The sequence below is a fragment of the uncultured Microbulbifer sp. genome (genome assembly GCF_913055755.1).
Lineage (GTDB): Bacteria > Pseudomonadota > Gammaproteobacteria > Pseudomonadales > Cellvibrionaceae > Microbulbifer.
Map to the genome: position 1 here is coordinate 1 of NZ_CAJXKH010000053.1, position 26,129 is coordinate 26,129.

Consider the following 26,129-nt stretch of genomic DNA (forward strand, 5'->3'; position numbering starts at 1 on the left):
CGGCTACCGCCATTTTTGACCATCTGTACGCGCAGCTTCCGGAGGCACTCTACGAACAGTACGACCTGCTGCGGGAAGAACAGCAGCGCAGGGCGGAGGGCTGAATGGGGGCCGACAGCGAAGCCATCACCCTGGTGGAGGCAATTACCCAAGCCCTGGCCCACGAGCTGGCGCGGGATCCGCAGGTTGTGGTGTTCGGGCAGGATGTGGGGGCGAACGGCGGCGTATTCCGCGCAACAGATGGATTGCAGCAGAAGTTCGGCGCCGAGCGCGTGCTGGACACGCCACTGGCGGAAAACATGATTGCGGGCATTGCCGTGGGCATGGCCACCCAGGGGCTCAAACCCGTGGCGGAATTCCAGTTTATGGGCTTTATCTACCCGGCCCTGGATCACATCCTCAGTCACGCCGCGCGCATGCGCAATCGCACCCGCGGCCGCCTCTGCTGCCCGATTGTCTATCGCGCCCCCTATGGCGGCGGCATTCACGCGCCGGAGCACCACTCCGAGAGCACCGAAGCGATATTTGCCCAGGTTCCCGGCCTGCGGGTGGTGGTGCCCTCTTCCCCGGCCCGCGCCTACGGTCTGCTGCTGGCGGCAATCCGCGACCCGGACCCGGTGCTGTTTCTGGAACCCAAGCGTATCTACCGCGCGGCGAAGCAGCCGGTGCCGGACAACGGCGAGTCGCTGCCGCTGGACAGTGCTTTCGTACTGCGCGAGGGCCGCGACCTGACGATGATCGCCTGGGGCGCCTCGGTGAAGGAAACCCTCGCCGCCGCCGAACAGCTGGCCAGCGACGGTATCGAGGCGGAGGTCATCGACCCCGCGACCCTCAAACCGCTGGATATCCACACCATCATCGACTCGGTGGAAAAGACCCGCCGCTGCGTGGTGGTGCACGAGGCCGCGCGCTTTGCCGGTCTCGGCGCGGAGATCGCCGCGCAGATCCAGGAGTACGCCTTCGACCTGCTGGATGCGCCGGTACAACGGGTCACCGGTTTCGACACCGTGATGCCCTACTACCAGCTGGAAAAGGCATACCTGCCCGGCGTCGACCGTGTACTCGCCGGCGCCCGCGCGGCGCTGGCGTATCGCGAAAGCGCTGACCGCCGCAAAGGGGGGCGCGAATGAAGATCTTCACGCTGCCGGATCTCGGCGAGGGCCTGCCGGACGCGGTTATTCGCGAATGGCATGTGGAGGAAGGCGACAGCATCGCCGCCGACCAGTCCCTGGTGACGGTAGAAACCGCCAAGGCGTTGGTGGAAGTGCCGGCGCCCTGGTCCGGGGTGGTGGAAAAGCGCTTTGCACAGGCCGGCGAAACCCTGGAAACCGGACAGCCCCTGGTGGGCTTCAAAGGCGCCGAGAGCAAAACCCCGGAAAACCCGCAGATCGACGAGGATCGTGAAAAAAGAACCGATTCCGGCACCGTAGTCGGCCAGATCGAACAGGGCAGCGAATCCCTGGCAGTGGAGGTGCGCTCCGTCCAGCAGCGCCCGCGCGCCGCCACCCCGGCGGTGCGCGCGCTGGCCCGGCGCCTGAATGTGGATCTCGCTGCGCTGCACCCGGCCGGCTCGCGCTTTAGCGAGGCCGAGGTACTCCGCGCCGCCGGTACCCGGGCTCCCGCAGCACCGCCAGCGCCCGCGCGCAAACAGGCGGAGCCGACGGTCCCAGCAGCCACCGGCGACCCGGCGCGACGCGCCATGGCGCTCGCCATGAGCCGCTCGCGAGACCAGGTCTGCCCCATGACCCTGTTTGATGAGGCGGATATCTCCGGGTGGAAGAAAAAAGAGTCCACCACCCTGCGATTGCTGCGGGCGATCGCCGCCGCCGCCGCGCAGGAACCCAACCTCAACGCCTATTTCGAGCGGGAAGTGCTGGAGCCGCGCACGCCGGTGAATGTCGGCCTCGCCGTGGATGCCCCAAAGGGCCTGTTCGTACCGGTATTGCAGGATGTGGAATCCAGCAGCGACGACCAACTGCTGGAACGGATCCGGCGCTTCAAGCAGCAGGCGAACGAGGGCGCCATTCCCCAGAAGGACCTGCAGGGCGCCACCATCCACCTGTCCAACTTCGGCAGCCTCGGCGGTCGTTTCGCCACCCCGGTCGTGGTGCCGCCGCTGGTGTGTATTGTCGGTGCCGGCCGTAGTTACGACACCGTGGTGCCCCACAAGGAAAAAGCGCGGGTGCGCCGGCTGCTGCCGCTTTCCGTCAGCGCCGATCACCGCGCCGTCACCGGCGGCGAACTGGCCCGTTTCCTCGCCGCCCTCAGGGACCACCTGTCAGAAAAATAAATTCGCGGTTGGCAGTGCAGCTTTCGTTTCGCTATCCTTGGGTTTCGAATCGAAAGATAATCGACCCAACCGGATTCATCGCTACTCATGTCCAAGCGCAATACCCAGCAACGCCGCCACCTGATACTGGAGCAGATCAATGCCTCCGGCGAGGCCAGCGTCGAGCAGCTGGCACGGGAATTCGAAACCTCGGAAGTTACGATCCGAAAGGATCTGGCGGCAATGGAGGCCAGCGGACTGCTGCTGCGCCGCCACGGCGGCGCCATCCCCCTGCCCCGGGAATTGGTGGCGGAAGATCCCCTGTCCCAGACCAAACGCGCCATCGGCCGCGCCGCCGCCGAACTCATCCGCGACCACAACCGTATCGTCATCGACTACGGCCGCACCACTACCGGCCTGATCCCGGAACTCGACCACAAGCGCGGCCTGGTAGTGATGACCAACTCCCTGCACGTCGCCAACCAGCTGCGGGACCTGGAAAACGAACCTACCCTGCTGATGACCGGCGGCACCTGGGACCCCCACTTCGAAGCCTTCCAGGGCGCGGTAGCGGAACAGGTCCTGCGCGGCTACGACTTCGACCAGGCCTTTATCGGCGCCGACGGTATCGACCTCGAGCGTGGCACCTGCACCTTCAACGAACAGATCGGCCTCTCCCGGGTGATGGCAGAAGTGGCGCGGGAAGTGATCGTGATGGCTGAATCGAGCAAGGTGGGCCGGCGGATCCCGAATCTTGAACTAAGTTGGGACATGGTCGGTACCCTGGTGACCGACAGCGGTATCGACGACAAGGTTTGTGCGCAGCTGGAGCGCAAGGGGCTGCGGGTTATCTGCGCCCAAGTGAATTGATTAAAGAACGAATACCGAGTGCAGCCAGCACTCTGAACCATGACGAGAAGGTGCCGATGCCGGGAACGCCTTTGCGAGACCTTCACCGCCATGGATGGCGGTGCAGAGCCCCCAGGGATGGGTGCACGGCGTGTCTCGCAAAGGCGTTCCCGGTGGCGGCACCGCCACCGAACAACCCAGGTGGCACGGAATAAAAAGGTACGAGGTAATAAAAAATGTGTGGAATCGTAGGCGCGCTGGGTCAGCGCAATGTCACCGGAATCCTGCTGGAAGGCCTGCGCCGTCTGGAATACCGCGGTTATGACTCCGCCGGCGTGTGCCTGGTGAACGGCGATGGCAAACTGCAGCTGCGCAAAACCCAGGGCAAGGTCGCCGACCTGGAATCCCTGCTCGACGGCAACCCCACCGCCGGCCAACTGGGGATCGCCCACACCCGCTGGGCCACCCACGGCGTGCCCTCGGACAAAAACTCCCACCCGCACGCCTCCGGCAACATCGCACTGGTGCACAACGGCATTATCGAAAACTACCAGGAACTGCGCGAAACACTCATCGCCAAAGGCTACGAATTCCAGTCCGAAACCGACACCGAAGTCGTCGTGCACCTGGTCAACGATCTGTTCCAGCAAAGCGGCGACCTGCTGCAGGCCGTCACCGCCGCCACCAAACAGCTCCACGGCGCCTACGCCCTCGGTGTCGTCTGCTCCAGTGAACCCGAGCGCTTGGTGTGCGCCCGCTCCGGCAGCCCGCTGGTGATCGGCGTTGGCATCGAGGAAAACTTTATCGCCTCCGACCCCATGGCCCTGCAGCAGGTCACCGACCGCTTCATCTTCCTCGAAGAAGGCGATATCGCCGAAGTCACCACCGGCGGCATCGCCGTGTGGGACAAAAACGGCGAAGAAGTCAGCCGCCCGGTCAACAAACTCCAGGGCGGCCACGACGCCGCCGACAAGGGCCGCTACCGCCACTACATGCAGAAGGAAATCTTCGAGCAACCGAAAGTGGTGGAAGCCACCATGGCCGGCCGTATCGGCGAAAATACCGTACTTTCCCAGGCCCTCGGCACCGCCGCCAACGAAATTCTGCCCCAGGTACAGCAGGTGCAGATTGTCGCCTGCGGCACCAGCTATCACGCGGGTCTGGTCGCCCGTTACTGGATCGAAGACTGGGCCGGCGTGCCCTGCTCCGTGGAAGTGGCCAGCGAAATCCGCTACCGCAAAACCGCGGTGCGCCCGGGTACCCTGTTTGTCACCATCTCCCAGTCCGGCGAAACCGCCGACACCCTGGCGGCCCTGCGCCAGGCCAGGGAGCTGGGCTACCTTGCCTCGATGACCATCTGCAACGTGCCCAACAGCTCGCTGGTGCGCGAATCCGAGCTGCAGCTGATGACCGAAGCCGGCCCGGAAATCGGTGTCGCCTCCACCAAGGCCTTCACCACCCAGCTGGTGGCGTTGCAACTGTTCTGCATCGCGCTGGCCAAAGCCAACGGCATGAGCGCCGGGCGCGAGGCGGAACTGGTCGGCGCCCTGCACCAGTTGCCGCAGCTGATGGAACAGTTCACCGGTCTCGACGCCCTGGTAAAGGAAACCAGTGAAGCCTTTGCGGAAAAAAATCACGCGCTCTTCTTGGGTCGCGGGGTGGAATACCCCATTGCCCTGGAAGGTGCCCTGAAGCTGAAAGAAATTTCCTACATCCACGCCGAGGCCTACCCCGCGGGCGAACTCAAGCACGGTCCGCTGGCACTGGTGGATGCGGATATGCCGGTGATCGTGGTCGCGCCCAACGACGAACTGCTGGAAAAACTCAAATCCAACCTGCAGGAAGTCCGCGCCCGCGGCGGCGAACTGTTCGTATTCGCCAGTCCCGAAGCCGGCTTCAAGAGCGAAGCGGGATTGACCGTAGTGGAAGTGCCGGATGCCCCGGAGAGCCTGCAGCCGATTCTGTACACCGTACCGCTGCAGCTGTTGAGCTACCACGTGGCACTGCTGAAAGGGACAGATGTGGACCAGCCGCGGAATCTGGCCAAGTCGGTTACCGTAGAGTAAAAAGCAAAGGCCACCGGAATATCCGGTGGCCTTTTTTAATTTACGGTTTGATTAGACTGGTCTTTTTTCGAATCAATCACGGCTTCATCACTTTGCCATCGACCAGTTCAATCATGCTATTCAGGTAATCCAGGTCAGTCTTGATTCCTTTAGAAACCATTTTCCATCCTTGAATTGATAGGTGGCCTCGCCGCCCTGATAAACCAACTCAAAATACACAATGGCCCTGGTAAAGGTGCCATTGAAATTGATTCTGCTGATAGTGGGATCCGTGATCAGTCGCCAGCCGCCCCAGTGGCCGTGGTATATCTTGAGAAACTGGTTGAGAAATTTCATGCGCTTGTTGCTTTCTCCTTTGGCCATGGCCGGTGCCATGATATTGCCCTGGCCAGCCGGATAGGACTCACCACCCAGGAACCTGAGCAATTGACTTTTGTAGGCGTCATTAAGGATAAGTGGGACCTTGTCTCCCTGAATCTGCGGACGAAAGTGTTTGAGCGAAGCCTCGAAGATCAGGTTGTCCGGATCCGTGGAATAAGAATTCTTTGGTAATTCCCGATGGACGGCTATATCGATGGAGTTCTGCACCACATAGTACTTCACGCCTGCAAACTGCTCTGTCCCCCACTCCGGATTCCCAATACGTCCGAGGTTTGCGGGCTGATAAAAATCCTTGAAGATGGCATACGCGTGGCGAAAGGCTTCGGGTAGCCTGGAAAGCTGCTGGTTCGATATCGGGGGATTGGTATCCGCCCATCCTTTAAAAAAGCTGTCGAGTAGTGCACTGTTCCCATCGAGATAGGCGCGGTAAATCCGGTATTCCTGTAAAATTTGGCGTTCGCCTATTTTGTACTCCGGGACTTCATCATAAAGGCCATTGGGTATAAACGGCTTTTCTTGGCGCGTTTCATCCGGGGGACAGGCGCATTCTTCGGCGGGAGCGGCGGCACTGAGAAAACAGAGCAGTAGCAGGGTTTGGGCTCGCATAGCCGGTATCCTTCCTTTCGCGATACTCCCAGTATGGGCAAGGGAAGCTTCCCGTTACAACTGGACACCGTGGAGCAAGTGAAAGGTAACGCTCTAGCTGGCGCGATATCACACGTATGGCAGGCTTAATCTATGTTCCAGAGCGACAACCCCGCTCTCATTGTGATCGATGTCCAGCAAGCCATCGATCATTTCGACAGCGGCAACCGCAACAACCCCAATGCGGAGCAGGCCATCGCGCGGTTGTTGAATCACTGGCGTGACCTTCAGTTGCCGGTCGCGCATGTGCGGCACGGGTCAAAATTCACGGATTCCCCCTATCACCCGGACTCACCGTATTTTTCTTTCAAACAGGAAGTCTCGCCGCTGGGCAGAGAGAAGGTCATCACTAAATCCGAAAACTGTGCGTTTATCGGTACGCAACTGGATGAATGGTTAAAAAGCCACGGGGTAACCGAGCTGGTGGTTTGTGGTGTGCTGACCAATAACTCGGTGGATGCGACGGTGCGGGTTGCGGCGGGAACGGGTTATCGGGTTTTTCTGCCGTCAGACGCAACGGCAGCGTTCCCGTTACAGCGCCTGGATGGAAAGTTCGTATCGGCGGAAGACGTCCACTGGATTTTTCTCAGTAACCTCGATGGCGAATACTGTCGGGTAACTTCTGTAGATATATTGTTGAAAGAATTGGAAAGAGCTGAATAGCTTGATCATTAATCAACCTGTTCCCGTCTTTGCTCGGTTTTCCGATCTACCAGCTGGCGCTCCAATTCCAGCAATTTCTCCGGCGCCAGCCGCTCAACTGCATAGCCTTCTGGATAGGTGCGGTAGCCGTCGGGCCAGGCCGGTTCTCCGGAGCTGCCGAATAGCGCGAGCCACTTTGCCCGCAGTTTGAGCGCAGCCGGCACCACCGCGCTGTAGAAACTGCCCGGAGGATCCAGCTGCACCGCCATGCGGGTTGTCTCGTCCAGCAGTACCGCGGAAACCGGGCGCACGAAGCGGCGCAGTGGTTTCGGCAGCCAGGACTCCATGACGCCGAGGGTTGCGCCGGAGACCGTTCCATTTGCGTCACTGAACCTGAAATGATCCCGCACATACCGTTCACTGAACTCGCGCATGGCTGCCAGTGACGCCGGGATATCCCGGATTCCCATGCGCTTGCCGACATTGCACCAGAAGATGAATAGCGCTGCCTGTTCGTTGTCCCGCAACCTGCGCCAGCCGAAGCGCTGGATCCAGTCGATGGGGTCCAGCATGAAGGTGGAGAGCACGAACAGGTAGTCCTCGTTGGCTATGGAAAAATACCCGTGGGTGCGATTGATCCTCTGCAGAGCGGCGACGCCCTCGGGGCTGTCATAGCCATAGCGCAGCAGCTGCAGCATCAGCAGCGATGTATCGTCGTAGCGTTTCTGGCCGCTCCGGGTAAATTCGCCGGTGCGTGCCAGCAGGCCGCTGATGCTGGGGGAGGCAAAGGTGCGGAACAGGGCCAGTTCCAGGGCGCGGTTGAAGTCCCACAGGAAACCGTCACACACAATCAGGCGGACGATTTCGCCGTGGTGTTGATCGGGGTGCAAGCGGTCAATCTGTTTGCGGATTTTATCTTGCGCCATTGCCGATTTGGCTCCCGGGGAGTGTTAGCCACGCTCCTCAGATGGAGCGGTAGAGATAATTTTCTGGCAGCCCCAGCCGCCTGCAGGCGTGCACCGCGGGACTCGATTTGACCACAAAACCATCGGCCAGGCGGCCGCTCAGACTGGCAAGGCTGCGCTCCCAGCCCTTCAGTTGCCAGCGGGGCCCGAGTTCGAGGGACTGTTTGGCCCAGTCCGGCAAAATATCTACCGCAGCGCGCACCAGCAGGCGCTGGTAGGGGCGCAACAGCAAGGGAAACACCGGGGTGTGCAGCATCAGCTCGAGGAATTCCCCGATGATTGCCGTGGCCTGCAGTTGCGGGCGCATTTTCTCGAACAGTGCCTGCTGCGATGCGACCGAGTCCGGCGCACCCACTGCACCGTAAAGGTTCGCGGCGATGGCGCCCTCCCGGTACACGCTGTCTTTCTCGGCTGCCGACAGGGGTTTTACCAGCTGGCAGTAGGCTTCGAGAAAACCGAAGCTGGCGGTGGCCTGCACCCAGTTCAGCAGTTCCTCGTCGTTGGCGTTGTAGGCGAGCCCACATTCGGTAACACCGGAGACCCTGCCGTGCATGCCGCGAATACCGGCGATCATGGATGCGGCCTTACTGCGGGGACCGTAAACGGTGACCATGGCCGCCAGCCCGGTACGGCGCAGGCGGCCCATGGGATCGGTACGGAAGCTGGTGTTGTTCCAGACCCCGTCGCGGACACGGGGTTCGGCCAGCTCCAGAATGACGGCGGTGATACCGCCGACAAACATGGACACCGGGTTTTTGAAGATGCGCCAGGTTACCGAGTCCGCAGGGAGCAGTGCCTCCTCTCCCTGAGGGTGGCGGAAGTCGAACCTCCCGGTGTTTTCCCGCGCATTTCGCGACTGCTGTGCACTTTCCATCAAACTCAGAAACTGCCTCGCAGGGTCAGGCCGTAGGTGCGCGGATAGGACACGTAGGCGTTGTAGTCACCGGACTGCAGGGGCGAATCGAAATGCACGCTGGCATAGCGGTTATCCGTGCAGTTCTGGCACCAGGCGGTCAGGGCCCAGGCGGCGGAGTCGGAGCGCAGGCCGATGTTGGCCGCGTATTCACTCTGTGCGTCCACCTTCAGGTTGTTGGAGGTGTTGGAATAGATTTCCGAGTTGTACACCATGCCCACGCGACCGAACAGGTTGAGACCACTGCCGATGGGCCGCTCGAAATCCAGTGCCAGGTTGGCGGACAGGTCCGGTGCCATGGCAAATTCGCGGTCCGCCAGAATGCCCAGTACCGGGTCGCTGCCGAAGCGCGCTTCGGCCAGGTGGGTCAGGTCGAACAGCAGCGAGAAGGTTTCGTTCAGCAGGAACTGGTTTTCCACCTCGAGGCCGTAGACGGTGGCTTCCGGGGCATTGTCCACGGTGAACTTGGTGCCCTGGAACTGGGCCAGCTGCAGGTCGGTAATATCGTTGTAGAACAGCGCCAGGTTACTGCGCGCGCGGCCGCCCCAGTACTCCGCCTTGAGGCCGAGCTCGTAGCCGTCGAGGTACTCGGCGCGGTAGGTGGGATCTTCCGGAATAGCACCGGGGATCTCCTCCGGGTTGTTCAGGTTGGTGCCGGCACCGCTGTTGTCGATATTCACCCCACCGGACTTGTAGCCGCGGTTGTACGAGGCGTAACCCATCATCTGCTCGCTGAAGTGATACTGGGCAGCGAGGGTGCCGCTGAAGGCGTCTTCCTCGTAGTGATCGTCAAATTCCGGCCCCGGTTGTGCGGTGAGCACCCGGAACACGGCGTTTTGCGCGGTGGTGAAGGAGTTGCGGAACATGGCGCCGTTCTTTTCATCGCGGGAATAGCGCAGGCCGGCGGTCAGGCCGAACTGCTCGGTGACATCCAGGTTCCAGTGGGTGAACACGGCGTGGGACACGCTGTCGGCGGGCATGTCCACGTCGCTCCACTGGCCTTCGGTTGCGTCCACGCTGCCGGCGGGATAGCCGTACAGCTGGAAGAACAGGGTGTCCCAGTAGAACTGCGCCTGGTCGCCCCACCAGAGTTCGTGGTGGGCGTCGATTTCTTCATCCGCGTAGTAGAGTCCGACCACATAATCCCCGCCGGAGAAGGGGCCGAAGGCTTCCACACCGCCATTCAGGGTCAGTTCCTGGGAGAACATCCTGGTCCGCAGGGATTCGTTGATGGTGAGGATATTGGCACCGACGAAATCTCCATCCATGCCCTGCTGGGAAATACGCCAGTCGCGGATACTGGACACGGACTTGAGGGTGCGCCCGCCGTCCAGCTGCCAGGCCATATGCAGTACCGCGCCCTTGTCTTCGATGGCCTGATCGGTGGGGTTGCTCAGAACCTGCTGGTAGTCCTCGAGATCGGCGGACGGCAGTTGTTTGCCCTGCATCTGTACCAGAGCATTGATCAGCGGCTGGGTGGGACCGTCGATGGCATTCACCTGGCCGTAGCAGCAGTTATTCTGTTCGTCGAACCAGTCGATGATCAGGCGGCTGGAAAAGGTATCCGAGGGTTCGTACAGAAACTGGACCTTGGCGCCGCGAGGCTCGCGGCCGTTGTAGTCACCGCCGTTGGGGTCCTCGATATAGCCGTCTTCACTGCCCCACACCGCGGCCACGCGCATGGCGGCCGTGTCGCTCAGGGGCATGTTGGCGGCACCGCGCACCATCTGGTTGCCGTAGTTGCCGGCGCTCACCTCGTAATCCATAGTGAAGGAATCGAGCGTGGGTGCCTTGCTGTTGAGAATCAGCGCGCCGGCAGAGGTATTCTTGCCGAACAGGGTGCCCTGGGGGCCGCGCAGAATTTCCAGGCTCTCCATATCCAGCCAGTTCTGCATCGCCTGGCCGGCACGGGTGCGGTAGACACCGTCGACGAAGACACCCACCGCGCCCTCGAACGCGCGGCTGTTGCCCACGGTACCGATGCCGCGGATCACGATATTTGCGCTGTTGGCCGCGCTGTTGACTACCGCGAAGCGCACGCTCGACGAAAGCTGCTGTACATTGACGATACTGTCGACCTGGGCGGCGGCCATGTCTTCACTGGTAACCGCAGTCACCGCCACCGGCACGTCCTGCATGCTCTCTTCCCGCCGCTGGGCGGTGACCACCACCTCCTCAAGCTGTGGCCCGTCCTGGGCAAGTGAAGATGTCGGCAGTAGGGCCGCGATCGCCGAGGCCAGCGCGGTGCTGGCAAAAGTCAGGTTGCGCAACGCATGATTGCTATGTTGATGCTTCATCGCCATGGGGAGCTTCCCTCTCATTGGTGTCATTATTTTTATCGACTCGTGGGGCCGGAGCGGTACCGGCCCATCTCAGCCAGTATGGGAAGCGGGCTGAAAATAGCTTCGTCCTTTTGGATGAATTTCGAATTCGGAACGCGGCAGAAATTTTGTCGGATCGAGCGACCTGCACATGGATTGTTTGTACGCCCCGGTGCCGTTTTCGCCGGAAATCCGTTGTGACTGAAAGAGAGAATGAGTGCCAGACATGCACCACGAACAACCCAATAACCCTCTGCATGGCGTCAAGCTCGCGAGTATCGTTGAACAGCTTGAACAGCACTACGGCTGGGAGGGGCTGGCGGAGCGGGTCCCGGTCAATTGCTTCAAAAAAGACCCTTCGGTGAAATCCAGCCTGAAATTCCTGCGTAAAACCCCCTGGGCGCGGGAAAAGGTGGAGGCGCTGTACATTGCCACTTTTTGCCGTAGCAACCCGTGGAAAACCTGAAACCGGAATGAAGACCTACGTCGTGAACCATCGCTTGCTGAAGATCTTGCTGCTGGTGATTACCGGGCTACTGTCCGCCTGCACCGGAGTGCCGGAGGGGGTAAAGCCGATCGACAATTTCGAGCTGCAGCGCTACCTGGGCAAGTGGTATGAAATTGCGCGCCTGGACCACTCGTTCGAACGCGGCCTGAGCCGGGTAACGGCGGAATACAGCCTGCTGGATGACGGCGCAGTGCGGGTCATCAACCGCGGATACTCCACCGAGGAAGGCAAGTGGGATCGGGCGGAGGGCAAGGCCTATTTTGTGGGCGCGCCCAATGTGGGCCACCTCAAGGTGTCCTTTTTCGGGCCCTTCTATGGCTCCTATGTGATCTTCGAGCTGGACAAGGAATACGATTACGCGATGGTATCCGGGCCAAACCGCTCCTACCTGTGGCTGTTGGCGCGCACTCCCGTGGTGGACGAGTCTCTGAAACAACGTTTTATCCAGCGCGCCAGCATGCTGGGTTACGCTGTGGATAATTTGATTTGGGTGGATCAACAGTCTGAGGATCGCCAGTGATGGGGTAGAGCTTTCCTATACTGCCTTTAGTGGATCGTCAGATGTGCAGCGAGGGCAGCGTGATTTCCATTGGTCGCAGGCGCTTTATTCATTCCCAGTTGCTGCTTGGTAGCTGCTTGTTTGCCGGACCCGCCGCACTTGTGAATGCGCAACAGGCTGCAAACATTGATGCCGAAGGCAGGCTGAGCAAGTTTTTCAACCTGTCCCGCAAACTGCTTTCTCCGCTACCTCTCAATACCCGCCTCGACAAGCGTGTGGCGGTGCGCATGCTCGCCGCGCTCAATGCGGAGTACCCGCATTTTCCCCAGCAATTGGATGTATTCCCGGATGATCCCGGGGGACGGGACCGCCACTCCGAGCTCGCGCGTCTGATCGTGGCGTCCTGGTATACCGGGGTAGTGGGTCAACAGCTGGTGACTTTCGAGCGCGCGATCATGTACCGCCTGGTATCGGATGTCCTGCCGGTGCCCTCCTACTGCATCGGCAGGCCCGGTGACTGGGCCAGTCCGCCGCAGATCAGGTTCGGGGGGGGTTAGCTGATGGCGGGTATGGAGGCCGAATTCATCATTGTCGGCTCCGGCGTCGCCGGGGCGCTGGTGGCCAACGAGCTGGCAAGTGCCGGCAAGTCGGTGTTGATGCTGGAAGCCGGCCCGCGGGTGCCCCGCTGGCAGACCGTGGAGCGCTTCCGCAATCAGGTGGACAAGACCGATTTCATGGCGCCCTACCGTTCGGCCCCGTGGGCACCGCACCCGGAGTACGGAAAATTCGCCAATGATTATCTGGTCTTCAAGGGCAGCCACAAATTCAATTCCCAGTATATCCGCGCGGTCGGCGGCACCACCTGGCACTGGGCCGCTTCCTGCTGGCGCTTTCTGCCGAACGATTTCAAGATCCGATCCCTTTACGGCGTGGGCCGCGACTGGCCCATTGAATACGCCGACCTGGCGCCCTGGTATCAGCATGCGGAACAGGAACTGGGTGTGTGGGGGCCGGACGACGAAGAGCTGGGGTCACCGAGGGACCGTGCCTATCCCATGTCGCCGCTACCGCTGTCTTACAACGATGCGCAGGTAAAACAGCGGATGAACGCGCACAACCCGGACTGGCGCGTGGTGACTGAGCCGGTGGCGCGCAACAGTCGCCCCTACGACGACCGCCCCACCTGTTGCGGCAACAACAACTGTATGCCCATCTGTCCCATCGGCGCCATGTACAACGGCATCGTTCATGTGGACAAAGCCGAAGCCAATGGCGCCCGGTTGATCGAAAACGCGGTGGTCAACCGCATCGTCAGTGAGGGCGACCGCATTGTTGCCGTAGAGTACAGGGACTCCCTCGGCGAGGCGCATCGAATAGAAGGAAAAACCTTTATCCTGGCCGCGAACGGTATCGAAACGCCAAAACTGATGCTGATGTCCCCCGGCCGCCACCACCCCGCCGGTGTGGGCAATCGCTCGGACATGGTGGGTCGCAACCTGATGGATCACCCGGGTACCGGGGTGGGCTTCTACGCCGATAAACCCCTGTGGCCCGGGCGCGGTCCCCAGGAAATGACCTCGCTGATCGGTTTTCGCGACGGACCATTCCGCGCCGAATACGCGGGCAAGAAACTGCACCTCTCGAATATGTCCGTGGTTGAGCGGGCCACACGGGAGGTTCTGGGGCAAAACCTGGAGCACGATATCCTCACCCTGAACGAGCGTATCCGCGACCGCGCCGCGCGCTATGTGGAATTCAACAGCTTTCACGAACTCCTGCCGCAACCGCAAAACCGCATCCGTCCCAGCGCTACGGAAAAAGACGCCAGCGGTATTCCCAGGCCGGAAATCACCTACAGCATCGATGACTATGTGAAGAAAAGCGCGGTACACACCCGGGAAAATTACGCCGAGATCGCCCGCGTCATGGGCGGCAGCGAGGTGACTTTTTCCGACGAATTCGCGCCGAATAACCACATCACCGGCACCACCATCATGGGCGAGTCCGCGGAGGATTCGGTGGTGGACAAGGATTGCCGCACCTTCGACCACCCCAACCTGTTTATCGCCGGCAGTTCGGTGATGCCCACGGTGGGCACGGCCAATGTCACCCTGACGATTGCCGCGCTGGCCCTTCGCCTGGCGGACCGCCTGATCAAGGAGGCGTGAAGTGAGGCTGTTGCGCCTGTCGGTCATGCTCTCTGCGCCACTGCTGTTGTGGTGGGTGGTCTCGGTGCTGGCACAGGAAGTGTGGGACACCGCCGGCGCCACCGAGGTCAATACCGAACTGAACCTCCCGGAACTGATCGACAAGGGACGCTACCTGGCCATCGCCGGTGATTGCGAGGCCTGTCACACCGCGCCGGGAGGCAAGCTCTTTGCCGGCGGGCGCGCCATGGAGATTCCCAGGCTCGGAACCCTCTACAGCAGCAATATCACCCCGGACATCAATGTGGGTATCGGCGGCTGGTCGTTGCGGGAATTTGACCGCGCCCTGCGCAGGGGGATCGGCAAGATGGGGCGCAACCTGTATCCGGCCATGCCCTACGAGGCCTACGCGAAAATTACCGATGAGGACATGCGCGCACTGTACGCCTACTTCCTGTTTGGCGTGCAGCCGGTACACGATGCGGTACCGGCCAACAGAATCCCGAAACCACTGAGTGCGCGCTGGCCGCTGAAAGTGTGGAACTGGCTGTTTGTGGATTCCGAGGTATATCAGCCCAGGCCGGATCAAAGTGACGAGTGGAATCGCGGGGCCTACCTGGTGCAGGGGCTGGCGCACTGTGGCGAGTGCCACACCCCGCGGGGCATCGCCTTTCAGGAAAAGGCCTATGACGAGACCGGCAGGGGCTTTCTCTCCGGCGGGCCGGTACTGGATGGCTGGGAGGCCTACAACATCACCCCGGATCCCGTCAGTGGAATCGGCAAGTGGAGCCGCGAGCAGCTCACGCAGTACCTCGAGACCGGCCATGTAAACCGGCTCGCCCAGGCCGGCGGTCCCATGGCGGAAGCGATCGAAAACAGTCTGTCGAAAATGCGGGGTTCGGATATTGCCGCGATGGTGACCTACCTGCGGGACATCCCGCCGGTGGCGGGCGAGGCGCGTGCGCCGCGGCACCAGCGCGGTCAACCGGCCAGCGAAGTCATCATCAAGCGCGGCAACCCGATTGCGGTAGATACCCATCCCGCAGACGCCACAAAAACTTCCGATGGCGCGCGTCTCTATCTAGGCATGTGTGCCAGCTGTCACGGCGTGGACGGTACCGGCACACCGGACGGTTACTATCCGTCGCTGGTGAACAACTCCACCGTGGGTGCAGAGAGCGATCACAACCTGCGGCAGGCTGTGCTGTACGGCGTGCGGCGGACCGTAGATGGCCATAAAAAAATGATGCCGGGGTTTGCAAACCAGTTGAGCGAGCAGCAGTACGAGAAACTGGTGAATTATCTTCGCAGGACGTTTGCCGCACCGCCCGGGAAATAGTCCAACCCAGCGTATTTCCCGTTGAAGTTACAGTCCCGGTTTGCTGGAAGTGGGGTTTTTTGGTGCGCTGTTTACGCGCAAATCATCCCGCGTCAATTTGCTATCTTTCCTGTCACTCCAGTGGTGATCCAGATGCAAGTCCGGATCGCGGCGGTCTTCCTGCAGCGCCTGCAGCAACTGCTCGCGGTAGATTCGGGTCTTGGCAATATGCTGGGACTCGTCGCGCCAGTACGGGAACAGGGATTCCAGCATGCGCTGGTCGTGCTGCTTGAACTTGCGCGCGGCGCGCTCCGCCTGGAGTCTGGACAGTCCCAGCAACTGCAGGGCGCCGGCGCCAATTTCCAGCGCGCTGTCCACGGTTTCCCGGTAGATGTATTTAACCCCCGCCTCCATCAGTGCGTACTGGTGCATGCGGTTGCGCGCGCGCGCGAGGATGGCGAGATGCGGAAAGTGTTTCTGGATGCGGCTGACGATTTCCAGTGAAGCCGCCTGGTCGCTCAGGGTGAGAATCACCAGCTGGGCATTTTCAGCACCGGCCGCGTGCAGCAGGTCTTCCCGCGAGGCATCGCCGTAATAGGCCTTGATGCCATAGCGGCGCACCAGCTCGAGCTGTTCCGCATTGTGCTCCAGCAGGGTGGTGTCAAAACCGCAGGCGTTCAGCAGGCGCCCGGCAATCTGTCCGTAGCGGCCGTAGCCGATAATGATCACCGGGGTGCCGTCGTCGCGGGGCGCGCTGTCGGTGACATCGGGCTGGCGCGGGCCGGTAAAGAACCGCGGCTGGATCAACTGTTCATAGGCCAGCAACAGCAGAGGTGTTACGGCCATGGACAGGGCGATCAGGGCGATCAGCAGGCTGCTGACATCCTCGCTCAGTACCCGGTTGTTACTGGCGTAGGCCAGCAACACGAATCCGAATTCACCCGCCTGCGCCAGGGATACCGCAAACAGCCAGTCCTCCCCGCACGCCATGCCGCGCACCCGCGCCAGCGCAAACAGTACGATGAACTTCACCACCACCAGCATCAACAGCAGGCCGAGCAGCAACAGCGGCTTCTGCATCACCAGCGCCAGGTCCAGATTGGCGCCTACGGCGAGAAAAAACAGTCCCAGCAGCAACCCCTTGAAGGGCTCGATATCCGCTTCCAGTTCGTGGCGGAATTCGCTTTCCGCCAGCACCACGCCGGCGATAAAGGTGCCCAGGGCCGGCGACAGTTCCAGCCAGCTCATGATCGCGGCGGCGCTCAACACGATCAGCAGTGCGCAGGCGGTAAACAGCTCGCGGGTGCGCGCGCCCACCACCAGGCGCAGCAGCGGAGACAGCAGGTAGCGGCCGGCCAGTACCAGCCCACCGATGGCAGCCAGTACCGCCAGTGCGTAGGCCCAGCCCTGCAGGCCTCCCGGGTGATCCGCGCTGACATCGACGGTTGCCAGCAGTGGCAACAGCGCGAGGATCGGGATCACCGCGATATCCTGGAACAGCAATACGCTGAACGCATTGCGGCCGCCTTCGGTCTTGAGCAGGTTCTTTTCCGACAGGGATTGCAGCACGATGGCGGTGGAAGAGAGCGACAGGATCAGGCCCACCGCCACGGCGCTGCGCCAGCCGAGACCGAACAGGGCGATGGCGATACCGCAAACCGCGGCGGCGGTCATCACTACCTGGGCACCGCCGGCACCGAAAATTGCCCCGCGCATCTGCCACAGTTTTTTCGGCTGCAGCTCCAGGCCGATCAGGAACAGCATCAGCGCCACGCCGAACTCGGCGAAGTGCAGCTCGTCACTGGTATCCCCCACCAGGCCGAAGACGTGGGGGCCGATCAATACCCCGGCTACCAGGTAGCCCAGTACCGAGCCAAAGCCCAGGCGCTTGGCCAGCGGTACCGAGACTACCGCGGCGGCGAGAAAAATAACGGTCTGAAGCAGGAAATTGTCGTGCGGCATGGCCTGTGGTGGATCTGATTATGGATGACTGCCGCTGCCCGCAGGATCAATCCGGCAATTAGTCCGGGATCGGTGTGGCCGGATCGCCCTCGGGATAGGCCGCGGCGCGGCTGCGGCGGATCAGCGGTGCAATGGTCGAACCCTGCACCACAATCGAGAAGAGTACCACGCCGTAGGTCATTACCCCCCACAGGTGTCGCAGGTCGTGGTTGCCGGCAATTATGTAGCCGGGGGGAATCGACATCGCCAGCGCCAGCGCCAGGCCGCCCCGCAGGCCGCCCCAGATCAGGATGCGCTCGGTATAGGGGTGGTAGCTTTTGAAGCGCTTGAGAAACATGAACGGCACACCGACGGCCAGGGTGCGTCCCAGCAGCACGATCACAATGGCGGCGGCGATCAGCAGGTAATCGATCGGCTGGAAGTCGATGGTGATCAGCAGCAGGCCCACCAGCAGGAACAGCAGGCCATTGAGGAATTCCTCGGTAATGGTCCAGAAGTTGTCCAGCTCGTGCTGGCTCACCCGCGAGAAACCTTTCTCGCGGGTGAAGTTGCCGATGATGATCCCCGCCACCACCATCGCCAGCGCGCCGGAAACGCCCAGCAGGTTGGCGGCGGCAAAACCGGCGGTGGGAATCACCAGGGTCAGCAGCAGCTCCAGGCTGTGGTCGTCGGTGGCGCAGATCAGCCAGTGAAACAGGCCGCCGATGGCGAGTCCCATGGCAATGCCGCCCAGAGCTTCCATCATAAACAGGTGGCTGATGGCCGGCAGCGAGGGGTCGGTACCCTGGAACGCGAGCGCGTAGATCACCGCGAATACCACCATGCCGAAGCCGTCATTGAACAGCGATTCCCCTTCCACCTGGATTGATACCTGCTCCGGCGCCTTCATGCTCTTGATGATGGCCAGTACCGCAATGGGGTCGGTGGGGGAAATCAGCGCGCCGAACAACAGGCAGTACACCAGGTTCACCGGCATACCGATAAAGCCGAGGAAAGCATGCAGCATGTAACCCACGGCAAAGGTGGAAATCAGGGTGCCGAAAATCGCCAGCAGGGTAATTTCCAGTTTCTGGTTGCGTAGCATCAGCAGGTCGATATGCAGGCTGCCGGCGAACAGCAGGAAGCCGAGCATGCCCTTGAGCAGAATATCCTGCAGGTTCATCAGCGGCAGTAACTGCGCCGCCCAGTCGCGCAGCTCGACGATTTCCAGTTTGCCGAGACCGGTTACCAGCAGCGACAGCGCCAGCGCACCGGCGGTGATGGCGATGGTGGTCTGGGTGCGGAGTACATACTGGTTGAGGAAACCGAGGAACACCGAGATCGCCGCCAGCAGACAAAAGGTGTAATAGACTTCCATGCCCGGGGGTACCTCGGTAAAAGCGATTTTGGCGCGCGAACTGTTGACCGGCGGAGGTGGGCAGACAGCGTCTGCCCACTCCATGCCGTCCGCTCAGGAATCGGTCAGGGTGCCGTTATTGTAGTCGCGCAGGGTTTGTTCGATCTGTTCGCGGGTATTCATGACGAAGGGGCCGTAGTGCACTACCGGCTCGTTGAGCGGCTTGCCGTGCAGCACCAGCAGACCCGCGCTCTGCTGCGGTGTGCCATCGGCGGTCTCTTCGGACGCGCGCAATTGTAGCGCCTCGCCCGCGCCGTACAACAACATATTGCCGCGACCCACGGTGCCGCGTTCGGTAGCCAGCCCGCCGCGATAGATATACACCAGCACCGCGTGGTCCGCCGGCAGCGGCAGGGTGATTTCCGCGCCGGCCTGGATGCGGATATCGGCGACCGCCGCCTGTGCCGCGGCATCCATCAATGGCCCGTTCACCTGCTTGCCGTTGACGCTCCATTCTCCCGCGATCAGCCGCGCCTGTGAGCCGCGCTCATCGAGGGCGAGTTCGACGACTTCTTCAGTCTGAATATCCCGCCAGTCTGCGCGGTTCATCTTGTCCTTGGCCGCCATGTTGATCCACAGTTGGAAGCCGTGCATACCGCCCTCGCCCTGGGTGGGCATTTCCGAATGAATGATGCCGCGCCCGGCGCGCATCCACTGGGCACCGCCCTCGCGAATCGCGCCGCGATTGCCCAGGTGATCCTGGTGTTCGAACTCGCCGGACAACATATAGGTGAGGGTCTCGATACCGCGGTGCGGGTGAGGCGGAAAGCCGGCGATATAGTCGTCGGGATTTTCCGAGCGGATTTCGTCGAGCATCAGGAACGGGCTGAAGTCCGCGGACTGAAAACCCGCCACCCGCTGGATTCTGACCCCGGCGCCATCGGCGGATGCCTGGCTGGCCACCGCGCGCAGCACGGGTCGCACGCCGGTGCCCGGTGTGCCGCTGTTCAGATTGATGTCGGGATTCGATGTGAAGTCGTGCATGGTTCTGCTCCTCCGTTTGCGGCAGTATAGACCGACAAAATCGCCAAAAAATGGCAAATAATCGCTGCTAATATTCGAATAGCTCGACAGGTTCCCGTACCAGATATTTCACAAAACGAAAACCAGACAAAGGACAGTCTATGGCCAAGGTAACACTGGAACAGTGGCGCATGTTTCAGGCGGTGGTTGAATACGGGGGATTCTCCCAGGCCGCAGAGGCGGTGCACAAAAGCCAGTCTTCCATCAATCACGCGGTGCACAAATTGCAGGAGAGCCTGGGTATTCCGCTCTTGGAAGTGCGCGGGCGCAAGGCGGAACTCACCGACGCCGGCCGCGTGTTGCTGAACCGCGCCGGCGGCCTGCTGGACGAGGCGGAAGCGCTGGAAGCGGTGGCCTCCAGCCTGGCGGACGGCGCGGAAGCGACCCTGACCCTGGCGGTGGATGTGCTGTTCGATTACGAGAGCCTGTTCAACGCGGTAGAAAGGTTCGCCGGCGAGTTCCCCCACACCCGCCTGGAAATTCGCGAGACGGTGTTGTCCGGTGCGGAGGAACTGCTGCTGCAACAGGAAGCGGATTTCATTCTCACCGCGCGGGTGCCCCAGGGGTTCGTGGGCGAGCCCATCGCGCGGGTGAAGTTCGTGCCGGTGGCACACCCGGACCACCTGCTGCACCAGCTGGGGCGACCGGTGGAGCGCAAGGACCTGAAAGCCTGCCGCCAGATCGTGATGCGCGACTCGGCAATGAAAAACCGCCAGGACAGCGGCTGGCTGGGTTCCGACCAGCGCATCACCGTCACCAATGTGCACACCTCCATCGAACTGATCGAGCGCGGCCTGGGATTTGCCTGGCTGCCGGAAACCCGGATTCGCGACTCCCTGTCCGCTGATCGCCTGCTGCCACTGCGCACGGAAGAACCCTGGGAGCGCGATGTGACGGTTTATCTGGTCTATGCGGATCAGGATCGCTGTGGTCCCGCTGCCTGCCTGCTGCTGCGGGCACTGCGCGAGGGGTTGCCGCCACTGGATTAAAGCAGGAAAAAGCGAGAAACGTCAGAAATCGGAAATTTCGCATAATCCTAACGAATTTATCCGATTTTAGTTGCGAAAAAGCGAACTACACTAGGCAGCGTTGTCACTTCATACAATTTGTATTCTGCAAGCCAACGAGAGGGCTCGGAGATGAACAGCAGCAACGCTCTGTGTGATTTTACCAAGCTGATCGCACGCATCATGATGTCGGTCATGTTTATTGTGGCCGGCTACAGCAAAATTGGCGCCTATGGGGGCACCCAGGAATATATGGCTGCGGCGGGCGTCCCCGGTATTCTTTTACCTCTGGTGATACTGCTGGAACTCGGTGGCGGTCTCGCCATCCTGTTCGGATTCCTGACCCGCTGGGTCGCGGTCGCCTTTGCTCTCTTCTGTCTGGTCAGCGCGTGGATGTTCCACAATGTGCCCGGCGACCAGATGCAACAGATCATGTTTATGAAAAACGTCACCATCGCCGGCGGCTTCCTGCTGCTGGCCTGTACCGGTGCCGGCAGGTTCAGTTTTGACCACGCCATGGCGCGGATCAAAAACAAAAGCTGAAATCAAACAGCAGTTAACGGGGAGGCAGAATGGGGTTACTGGTAAACGGCCAGTGGCAGGACCGCTGGTATGACACCGACAGCCACGGTGGTGAGTTCGAGCGCGAGGCGGCGCAGCTGCGCAACTGGATTACCGCCGATGGCAGTGCCGGTCCCAGTGGCGAAGGCGGTTTTGCCGCGGAAAAAGACCGCTATCACCTGTTCGTTTCCCTCGCCTGCCCCTGGGCGCACCGCACGCTGATTATCCGCAAGCTCAAGGGACTGGAAGACTATATCGGCGTGTCGGTGGTGAGCCCGCTGATGCTGGATCACGGCTGGACCTTCGACAGCAGCGAAGGCAGCAGTGGCGACGAGTTGTATGCCAGCGAGTACCTGCACCAGATCTACACCCGCAACCGGCCGGACTATACCGGTCGCGTTACCGTGCCGCTGCTGTGGGACAGGGACCGGGAGTGCATCGTCAGCAATGAATCCGCGGAAATCATCCGCATGTTCAACAGCGCGTTCAACGATCTCACCGGTAATGACGACGACTACTGTCCCGCGGACCTGTGTGGGGATATCGACGCCACCAATCGCTTCGTGTACGAAAACGTCAACAATGGCGTGTATCGTGCAGGCTTTGCCACCAGCAAGGACGCTTACGAGGCGGCCTACCACCGGCTGTTTGAGTCCCTGGATCTGCTGGAGCAGCGCCTGGGGAAGAATCGCTACCTCACCGGGGAGCGGATCACCGAGGCGGACTGGCGCCTGTTCACCACCCTGATCCGTTTCGACGCGGTGTATCACGGCCATTTCAAATGCAACCGGCAGCGCGTGGCGGACTTCGACAACCTGTGGGGCTTCACCCGGGAGCTGTACCAGTGGCCGGGGGTGGCGGACACGGTGGACTTTCACCATATCAAGACCCACTACTACGCCAGTCACCGCAACATCAATCCCACCGGTATAGTGCCGGTGGGCCCGGAGCTGGATTACGCGGCGCCCCACGGACGCAACTGAATACAGCCGCTAAATACAGGCAGGAAATTCATCTACACGGAGTCTCGCCATGAAACTGTTTTACGCGCCCGGGGCCTGTTCACTCGCGCCGCACATTGTCGCCTGTGAGGCGGGGATCGATATTGAATTGTGCAAGGTCAACCTGCAGACCAAAAAGATCGAGACCGGCGGCGACTACCGGGAGATCAATCCCAAGGGCTATGTGCCGGCGCTGCAACTGGAAGGCGGTGAAGTGCTCACCGAATGCCAGGCCATTCTGCAGTTCCTGGCGGAGCAGAAACCGGAAAAAATGCTCGCCCCGGAGTTCGGCACCCTGCCCCACTACCGCATGCTGGAATGGTTGAACTTCATTGCTGCCGAAATCCACAAATCCTTCGTGCCGCTGTTCTGGGACGGCTCGGAGGAGGAAAAGGCCAGGGCGAACCAGCTCGTCAGTGAGCGTTTTCAGTTTGTGGAAGACCAGCTGGACGGAGATTATCTGCTGGGGGACGACTTCACCGTGGCCGACGCCTATCTGTTTACGGTGTACAACTGGTGCGCCAGGGTGCGGGTGGACACCGGTAACTGGCCGAAGCTCAAGGCATTTGCCGAGCGCATGTCAGCGCGTGCCGGGGTGAAAAAGGCGATGCAGGACGAAGGGCTCGCCTGATTTCCGGCTATTTCTGCTCGCCCACTTCGATCGGCTGCCGGGCCTGGGCCACAAACAGCGCGCAGCCCAGTGCGGCGGCGGAACAACACAGCATGCCAACCGCAATCGGCACCAGCGTGCCGGTGTGGATACCATTGACCAGTCCACCCAGCAGCCCGCCGGCAATAAACAGGGTGGCGCCGTAGAGCGCATTGGCGGTGCCGCTGATTTTGGGGAAAAACTCCAGGTAGCAGGCGGCGGAATTTGGGGTAATGATGCCGATGGCGCCCATGGCCATCACCAGCGGAACCATCCATGCCAGCAGCGGCTGCTGATTGCCGAAGTAGAGAGTGCTCGCCACCAGCAGGGTACAGGACAGCAGCTGCAGACTGATTCCCACCAGCAGAATCTGCCGCGGCTCGAAGACTTTGAGCAGACGGATGTTCAACTGCACCATCAACACCAGCCCCAGTACGCAACTGCCGAACAGCACCGGGAAGTTCGCCGACGATACCCCGAAATGCTCCATAAACACGAACGGCGCGGTGGTGATGTAAATGAACATGCTGCCGCTCACCAGCCCCTGCGCGAACAGGAATCCCAGTGCCCGCCGGCAGCGGAAGATCTGGCCGTAATTCTGGAACAGGGTGCGGCGGGACTCCCGCTGGCGCCGCGCGCGGCGGAATTTCGATACCGTTTCCGGCAGCACGCCCCGCACCAGTCCCATCATCAGCGCGGCGTAAATCAGCAGGAATACGAAGATCGCGTGCCAGTCACCGAAGGTCAGCAGGGAGGAGCCGATCACCGGCGCCGCCAGCGGCGCGATCAGCATCATGGTGGCGATCATCGACATGATCCGCGCCGCTTCGCGACCGTGGTACAGGTCCCGCACCATCGCGCCGGAATTCACTGCGGCAAAGCCGCCGCCCACGGCCTGGAAAAAACGCAGGATAACCAGCAGTTCCACGGTGTTGGTGAACAGGATCAGTACCGTGCTGAGCATAAAAATCGTCAGGCCGATGGTGCCCACCAGAATCCGTCCCCAGCGATCCGACAGCGGCCCGCCGCACAACTGGCCGATGGCAAACCCCAGCAGGAAGCTGGATACCGAGTGCTGCACCTGTGCCACCTCGACGCCAAGTGCCTCGGCCATGGCGGGAATGGCGGGCAAGTAGGTATCAATGGAAAATGGCGTCAGCGCTACCAGCGCGGCGAGACAGGGCGCCAGCCAGCGGGGCGGTTTGCCGTCGGCATCGAGAAAATTTGGTGGCATAACAATCCGGGTACTGCGGATGGGAAGAATAGGAAGCCGGCTCCGGGGCCGGCCATGCAAGCATAGTTGCATCTGCGCACGGCAATCCGGGCGGCCGCTGGCAATCACCAGAGCGTGTTCGGCGGCGGCATGTTAACCAGCGGGCGGTGACAATTCCAAGGCCGCCAGCAAAAAATTTCAGCGCACGCTGGGATCGAACAGCATCTCCTCGCCCGCATACAGCCCTTGCCAGCGCGGGGATTCCAGCTGCAGAGGGGCGCGCATAAGCTTGTCCCGCAGACTGGCGAAATCCTCTTCGGTCTGGCGGCTGTTGCTGGCGATCAGTTGCCAGTCGTCCTCTGTACGGTGATACGCGCTCACGCTCAGCCAGTGTTTGCCGGTGGAACCGCGACGGTTGTGAATAAACAGCAGATATTCCCGTTCGCCGTCGCCGTTCAGATCCTGTGCCAGCCAGATACAGTCGATCTGCGCGTCGTCGCAATTATTGCCGTGGCGGCGCCAGTTGAAACCCTGCGGCAGCGGCGCTCCCGCCGGCAACACGGGTACCTCGCTGAATTTGGCCGCCTCTGCGGCGGATTGCAGCGGGTTTTCCCGCAGGGTCCAGTCCAGCTTGTCTGCTTGCAGCAGCTCGTTTACATAGCTGGCGAGCTTCGGCGCTCCCTGTACCTGGTCCCACTGGTACAGCTCTTCCAGTGCGGCCCGCCCCGGGCGCCCCAGTTTGTGGTGCAGGAAAAAGAAGTCGAATTCGGCCAGTTCGGTGCGCCCGTCTGCAAGCCGCGCCAACTGGCTGTTGGCACTGATTTTCCAGAAATTCAGCAGCGGTGTCTGGGTGATCAGGCACACCGCCAGTATCCAGAGCGCCAGCCCGGTGTTAATGCGCCGCAACCACTCCGCCCAGTGGCTGCCGCGCCGCAGAATGGCCAGGCTGTACGCGAGGGCTAGCAGCGCCAGGGTCACCGCGGCGACAAATCCCCACAGGCGTTCCGGGGTCCAGCCGTACTGCTGCACCCTGAGGAACAACCCGTAGAGAGCAAAGCTCGCATAGAAAGGCGCCACCGCCAGCGCCGCCATTAGCAGGCGGTTGATCCACTTTGGGTAGCGGGCGAACGGGAATTCGTCCTGGATCACGCCGTTGGCAAAAAACAGCAGCAGTGCCACCAGCCACAACAGCAGCGCACTGCCGCGCCCGGTGTCCCAGATCGGCTGCAGTCCGGTAAACGGCAGGGTGGAGAGAAATACGATGGTAAGTACCGCCAACAGCGGCAACAGTGCCACCAGCATGGTGCGCAGCAGGCGCTTGAGGGTCAGTACAAAGCTCTGCTGGGCGCGGAACAGGATGGCGCCACTGCCGGCTACCAGCCAGGTAACCGGGTAGAAGAACCAGTCTTTTTCAAACAGTTCGTGGAAAAAGTCGATGCCCACCAGTTTGAACAACGCCTGCCACAGGTACAGGATCAGCCAGAAAATGCCGGTGAATACCAGGGTGAGTCCGGCGGTGAGGGCGTTATCCCAGGAAAAGTGGAACAGCGCCCGGTAACCTGGGGGCCGCAGCCGCTCTTGCCCGCTGGCACTGGCGCGCAGCAGGAAGCCTACGATAAAGGTGGCAATGCCGATGGCGATGGCAAAGCTGCGCGGCCATTCGCAGTGGACCAGGTCAGCAGGGGTACATTGATGGCCCCGGTAGCTGCCCAGCAGGGCGAGTACCGCGGCGTATCCGGCAATGAGCCACCAGGTGCTGTGGGCCAGGCGCGGTGCGGCGGTGAGGATGATCAG

At 61.3% G+C, this 26,129-nt stretch carries 23 protein-coding genes; 14 read left to right on the forward strand and 9 right to left on the reverse strand.

The features are described from left to right. Window positions 1-104: 104 nt before the first annotated feature. From QZ511_RS10320 to glmS, 4 genes are all read left to right on the forward strand, one after another. Window positions 105-1,130 (forward strand): alpha-ketoacid dehydrogenase subunit beta, encoded by a 1,026-nt coding sequence (locus QZ511_RS10320; RefSeq protein ID WP_295802230.1) that lies wholly within the window; start codon window positions 105-107, stop codon window positions 1,128-1,130. After that, on the forward strand, window positions 1,127-2,290 hold the full coding sequence (locus QZ511_RS10325) for a dihydrolipoamide acetyltransferase family protein (protein WP_295802231.1): 1,164 nt from the start codon (window positions 1,127-1,129) through the stop codon (window positions 2,288-2,290). The genes QZ511_RS10320 and QZ511_RS10325 overlap by 4 nt, the downstream gene beginning before the upstream one ends. 87 nt (window positions 2,291-2,377) lie before the next feature. Beyond that, complete coding sequence (locus tag QZ511_RS10330; protein WP_295802232.1) at window positions 2,378-3,139, forward strand: DeoR/GlpR family DNA-binding transcription regulator; 762 nt, start codon at window positions 2,378-2,380, stop codon at window positions 3,137-3,139. A gap of 215 nt (window positions 3,140-3,354) precedes the next feature. Then, window positions 3,355-5,184, forward strand: coding sequence for a glutamine--fructose-6-phosphate transaminase (isomerizing) (gene glmS / locus QZ511_RS10335; RefSeq protein ID WP_295802233.1), 1,830 nt, complete (start codon window positions 3,355-3,357; stop codon window positions 5,182-5,184). Between the two features lie 120 nt (window positions 5,185-5,304). Here the strand turns inward: glmS and QZ511_RS10340 are convergent, their stop codons facing one another. Further along, the gene (locus tag QZ511_RS10340; RefSeq protein ID WP_295802234.1) at window positions 5,305-6,171 is read right to left on the reverse strand and encodes a hypothetical protein; all 867 of its coding nucleotides are present in this window, start codon (window positions 6,169-6,171) and stop codon (window positions 5,305-5,307) included. 132 nt (window positions 6,172-6,303) lie between these two features. Between QZ511_RS10340 and QZ511_RS10345 the strand changes: the two genes are divergently transcribed. Next, window positions 6,304-6,873 carry a cysteine hydrolase family protein gene (locus QZ511_RS10345; RefSeq protein WP_295802235.1) on the forward strand — a complete coding sequence of 190 codons (570 nt, stop codon included), beginning with the start codon at window positions 6,304-6,306 and terminating at the stop codon, window positions 6,871-6,873. A gap of 8 nt (window positions 6,874-6,881) precedes the next feature. On the opposite strand, the gene QZ511_RS10350 is transcribed toward QZ511_RS10345, so the two are convergent. From QZ511_RS10350 to QZ511_RS10360, 3 genes are read right to left on the reverse strand one after another with little or no spacing between them, the layout of a single operon-like run. Next, window positions 6,882-7,778, reverse strand: coding sequence for an oxygenase MpaB family protein (locus QZ511_RS10350; protein ID WP_295802236.1), 897 nt, complete (start codon window positions 7,776-7,778; stop codon window positions 6,882-6,884). 37 nt (window positions 7,779-7,815) lie between these two features. Further along, complete coding sequence (locus QZ511_RS10355) at window positions 7,816-8,691, reverse strand: oxygenase MpaB family protein (protein WP_295802237.1); 876 nt, start codon at window positions 8,689-8,691, stop codon at window positions 7,816-7,818. A 5-nt stretch (window positions 8,692-8,696) separates the two neighbouring features. Continuing rightward, the gene (locus QZ511_RS10360; RefSeq protein ID WP_295802238.1) at window positions 8,697-11,027 is read right to left on the reverse strand and encodes a TonB-dependent receptor; all 2,331 of its coding nucleotides are present in this window, start codon (window positions 11,025-11,027) and stop codon (window positions 8,697-8,699) included. A gap of 250 nt (window positions 11,028-11,277) precedes the next feature. Here QZ511_RS10360 and QZ511_RS10365 point away from each other — a divergent pair, with 250 nt between their 5' ends. The 5 genes from QZ511_RS10365 to QZ511_RS10385 are packed head-to-tail and all read left to right on the forward strand — an operon-like array spanning window position 11,278 to window position 15,544. Then, entirely contained in the window at window positions 11,278-11,517 is a 240-nt protein-coding gene (locus QZ511_RS10365) for a VF530 family protein (protein ID WP_295802239.1), read from the forward strand. Between the two features lie 7 nt (window positions 11,518-11,524). Beyond that, window positions 11,525-12,079 (forward strand): lipocalin family protein, encoded by a 555-nt coding sequence (locus QZ511_RS10370; RefSeq protein WP_366935647.1) that lies wholly within the window; start codon window positions 11,525-11,527, stop codon window positions 12,077-12,079. Between the two features lie 41 nt (window positions 12,080-12,120). Beyond that, window positions 12,121-12,615 (forward strand): sugar dehydrogenase complex small subunit, encoded by a 495-nt coding sequence (locus QZ511_RS10375; RefSeq protein WP_295802240.1) that lies wholly within the window; start codon window positions 12,121-12,123, stop codon window positions 12,613-12,615. Between the two features lie 3 nt (window positions 12,616-12,618). After that, on the forward strand, window positions 12,619-14,226 hold the full coding sequence (locus tag QZ511_RS10380) for a GMC family oxidoreductase (RefSeq protein ID WP_295802241.1): 1,608 nt from the start codon (window positions 12,619-12,621) through the stop codon (window positions 14,224-14,226). A 1-nt stretch (window position 14,227) separates the two neighbouring features. Continuing rightward, the gene (locus QZ511_RS10385) at window positions 14,228-15,544 is read left to right on the forward strand and encodes a c-type cytochrome (protein ID WP_295802242.1); all 1,317 of its coding nucleotides are present in this window, start codon (window positions 14,228-14,230) and stop codon (window positions 15,542-15,544) included. Window positions 15,545-15,571: 27 nt separating this feature from the next. Here the strand turns inward: QZ511_RS10385 and QZ511_RS10390 are convergent, their stop codons facing one another. The 3 genes from QZ511_RS10390 to QZ511_RS10400 form a co-directional block, all read right to left on the reverse strand. After that, window positions 15,572-17,485 carry a monovalent cation:proton antiporter-2 (CPA2) family protein gene (locus tag QZ511_RS10390; protein WP_295802243.1) on the reverse strand — a complete coding sequence of 638 codons (1,914 nt, stop codon included), beginning with the start codon at window positions 17,483-17,485 and terminating at the stop codon, window positions 15,572-15,574. Window positions 17,486-17,543: 58 nt separating this feature from the next. After that, window positions 17,544-18,842, reverse strand: a complete 1,299-nt coding sequence (locus tag QZ511_RS10395; RefSeq protein WP_295802244.1) for a sodium:proton antiporter — start codon at window positions 18,840-18,842, stop codon at window positions 17,544-17,546. Between the two features lie 93 nt (window positions 18,843-18,935). Further along, a complete protein-coding gene (locus QZ511_RS10400; RefSeq protein ID WP_295802245.1) occupies window positions 18,936-19,865 on the reverse strand; it encodes a pirin family protein in 930 nt (309 codons plus the stop codon). Between the two features lie 140 nt (window positions 19,866-20,005). Here QZ511_RS10400 and QZ511_RS10405 point away from each other — a divergent pair, with 140 nt between their 5' ends. From QZ511_RS10405 to gstA, 4 genes are all read left to right on the forward strand, one after another. Beyond that, complete coding sequence (locus QZ511_RS10405; protein WP_295802246.1) at window positions 20,006-20,893, forward strand: LysR family transcriptional regulator; 888 nt, start codon at window positions 20,006-20,008, stop codon at window positions 20,891-20,893. Window positions 20,894-21,043: 150 nt separating this feature from the next. After that, window positions 21,044-21,454 carry a DoxX family protein gene (locus QZ511_RS10410; RefSeq protein WP_295802247.1) on the forward strand — a complete coding sequence of 137 codons (411 nt, stop codon included), beginning with the start codon at window positions 21,044-21,046 and terminating at the stop codon, window positions 21,452-21,454. A gap of 29 nt (window positions 21,455-21,483) precedes the next feature. Then, window positions 21,484-22,455, forward strand: coding sequence for a glutathione S-transferase family protein (locus tag QZ511_RS10415; RefSeq protein WP_295802248.1), 972 nt, complete (start codon window positions 21,484-21,486; stop codon window positions 22,453-22,455). Between the two features lie 49 nt (window positions 22,456-22,504). Then, window positions 22,505-23,104, forward strand: coding sequence for a glutathione transferase GstA (gene gstA / locus QZ511_RS10420; RefSeq protein WP_295802249.1), 600 nt, complete (start codon window positions 22,505-22,507; stop codon window positions 23,102-23,104). Window positions 23,105-23,111: 7 nt separating this feature from the next. Here gstA and QZ511_RS10425 read toward each other — a convergent pair whose 3' ends face one another. Together QZ511_RS10425 and QZ511_RS10430 are read right to left on the reverse strand one after the other, a co-directional pair. Next, window positions 23,112-24,356 (reverse strand): multidrug effflux MFS transporter, encoded by a 1,245-nt coding sequence (locus QZ511_RS10425; protein WP_295802250.1) that lies wholly within the window; start codon window positions 24,354-24,356, stop codon window positions 23,112-23,114. A gap of 177 nt (window positions 24,357-24,533) precedes the next feature. Next, window positions 24,534-26,129 (reverse strand): DUF4153 domain-containing protein (locus QZ511_RS10430; RefSeq protein ID WP_295802251.1); only part of this gene is annotated, 1,596 nt, incomplete at its 5' end.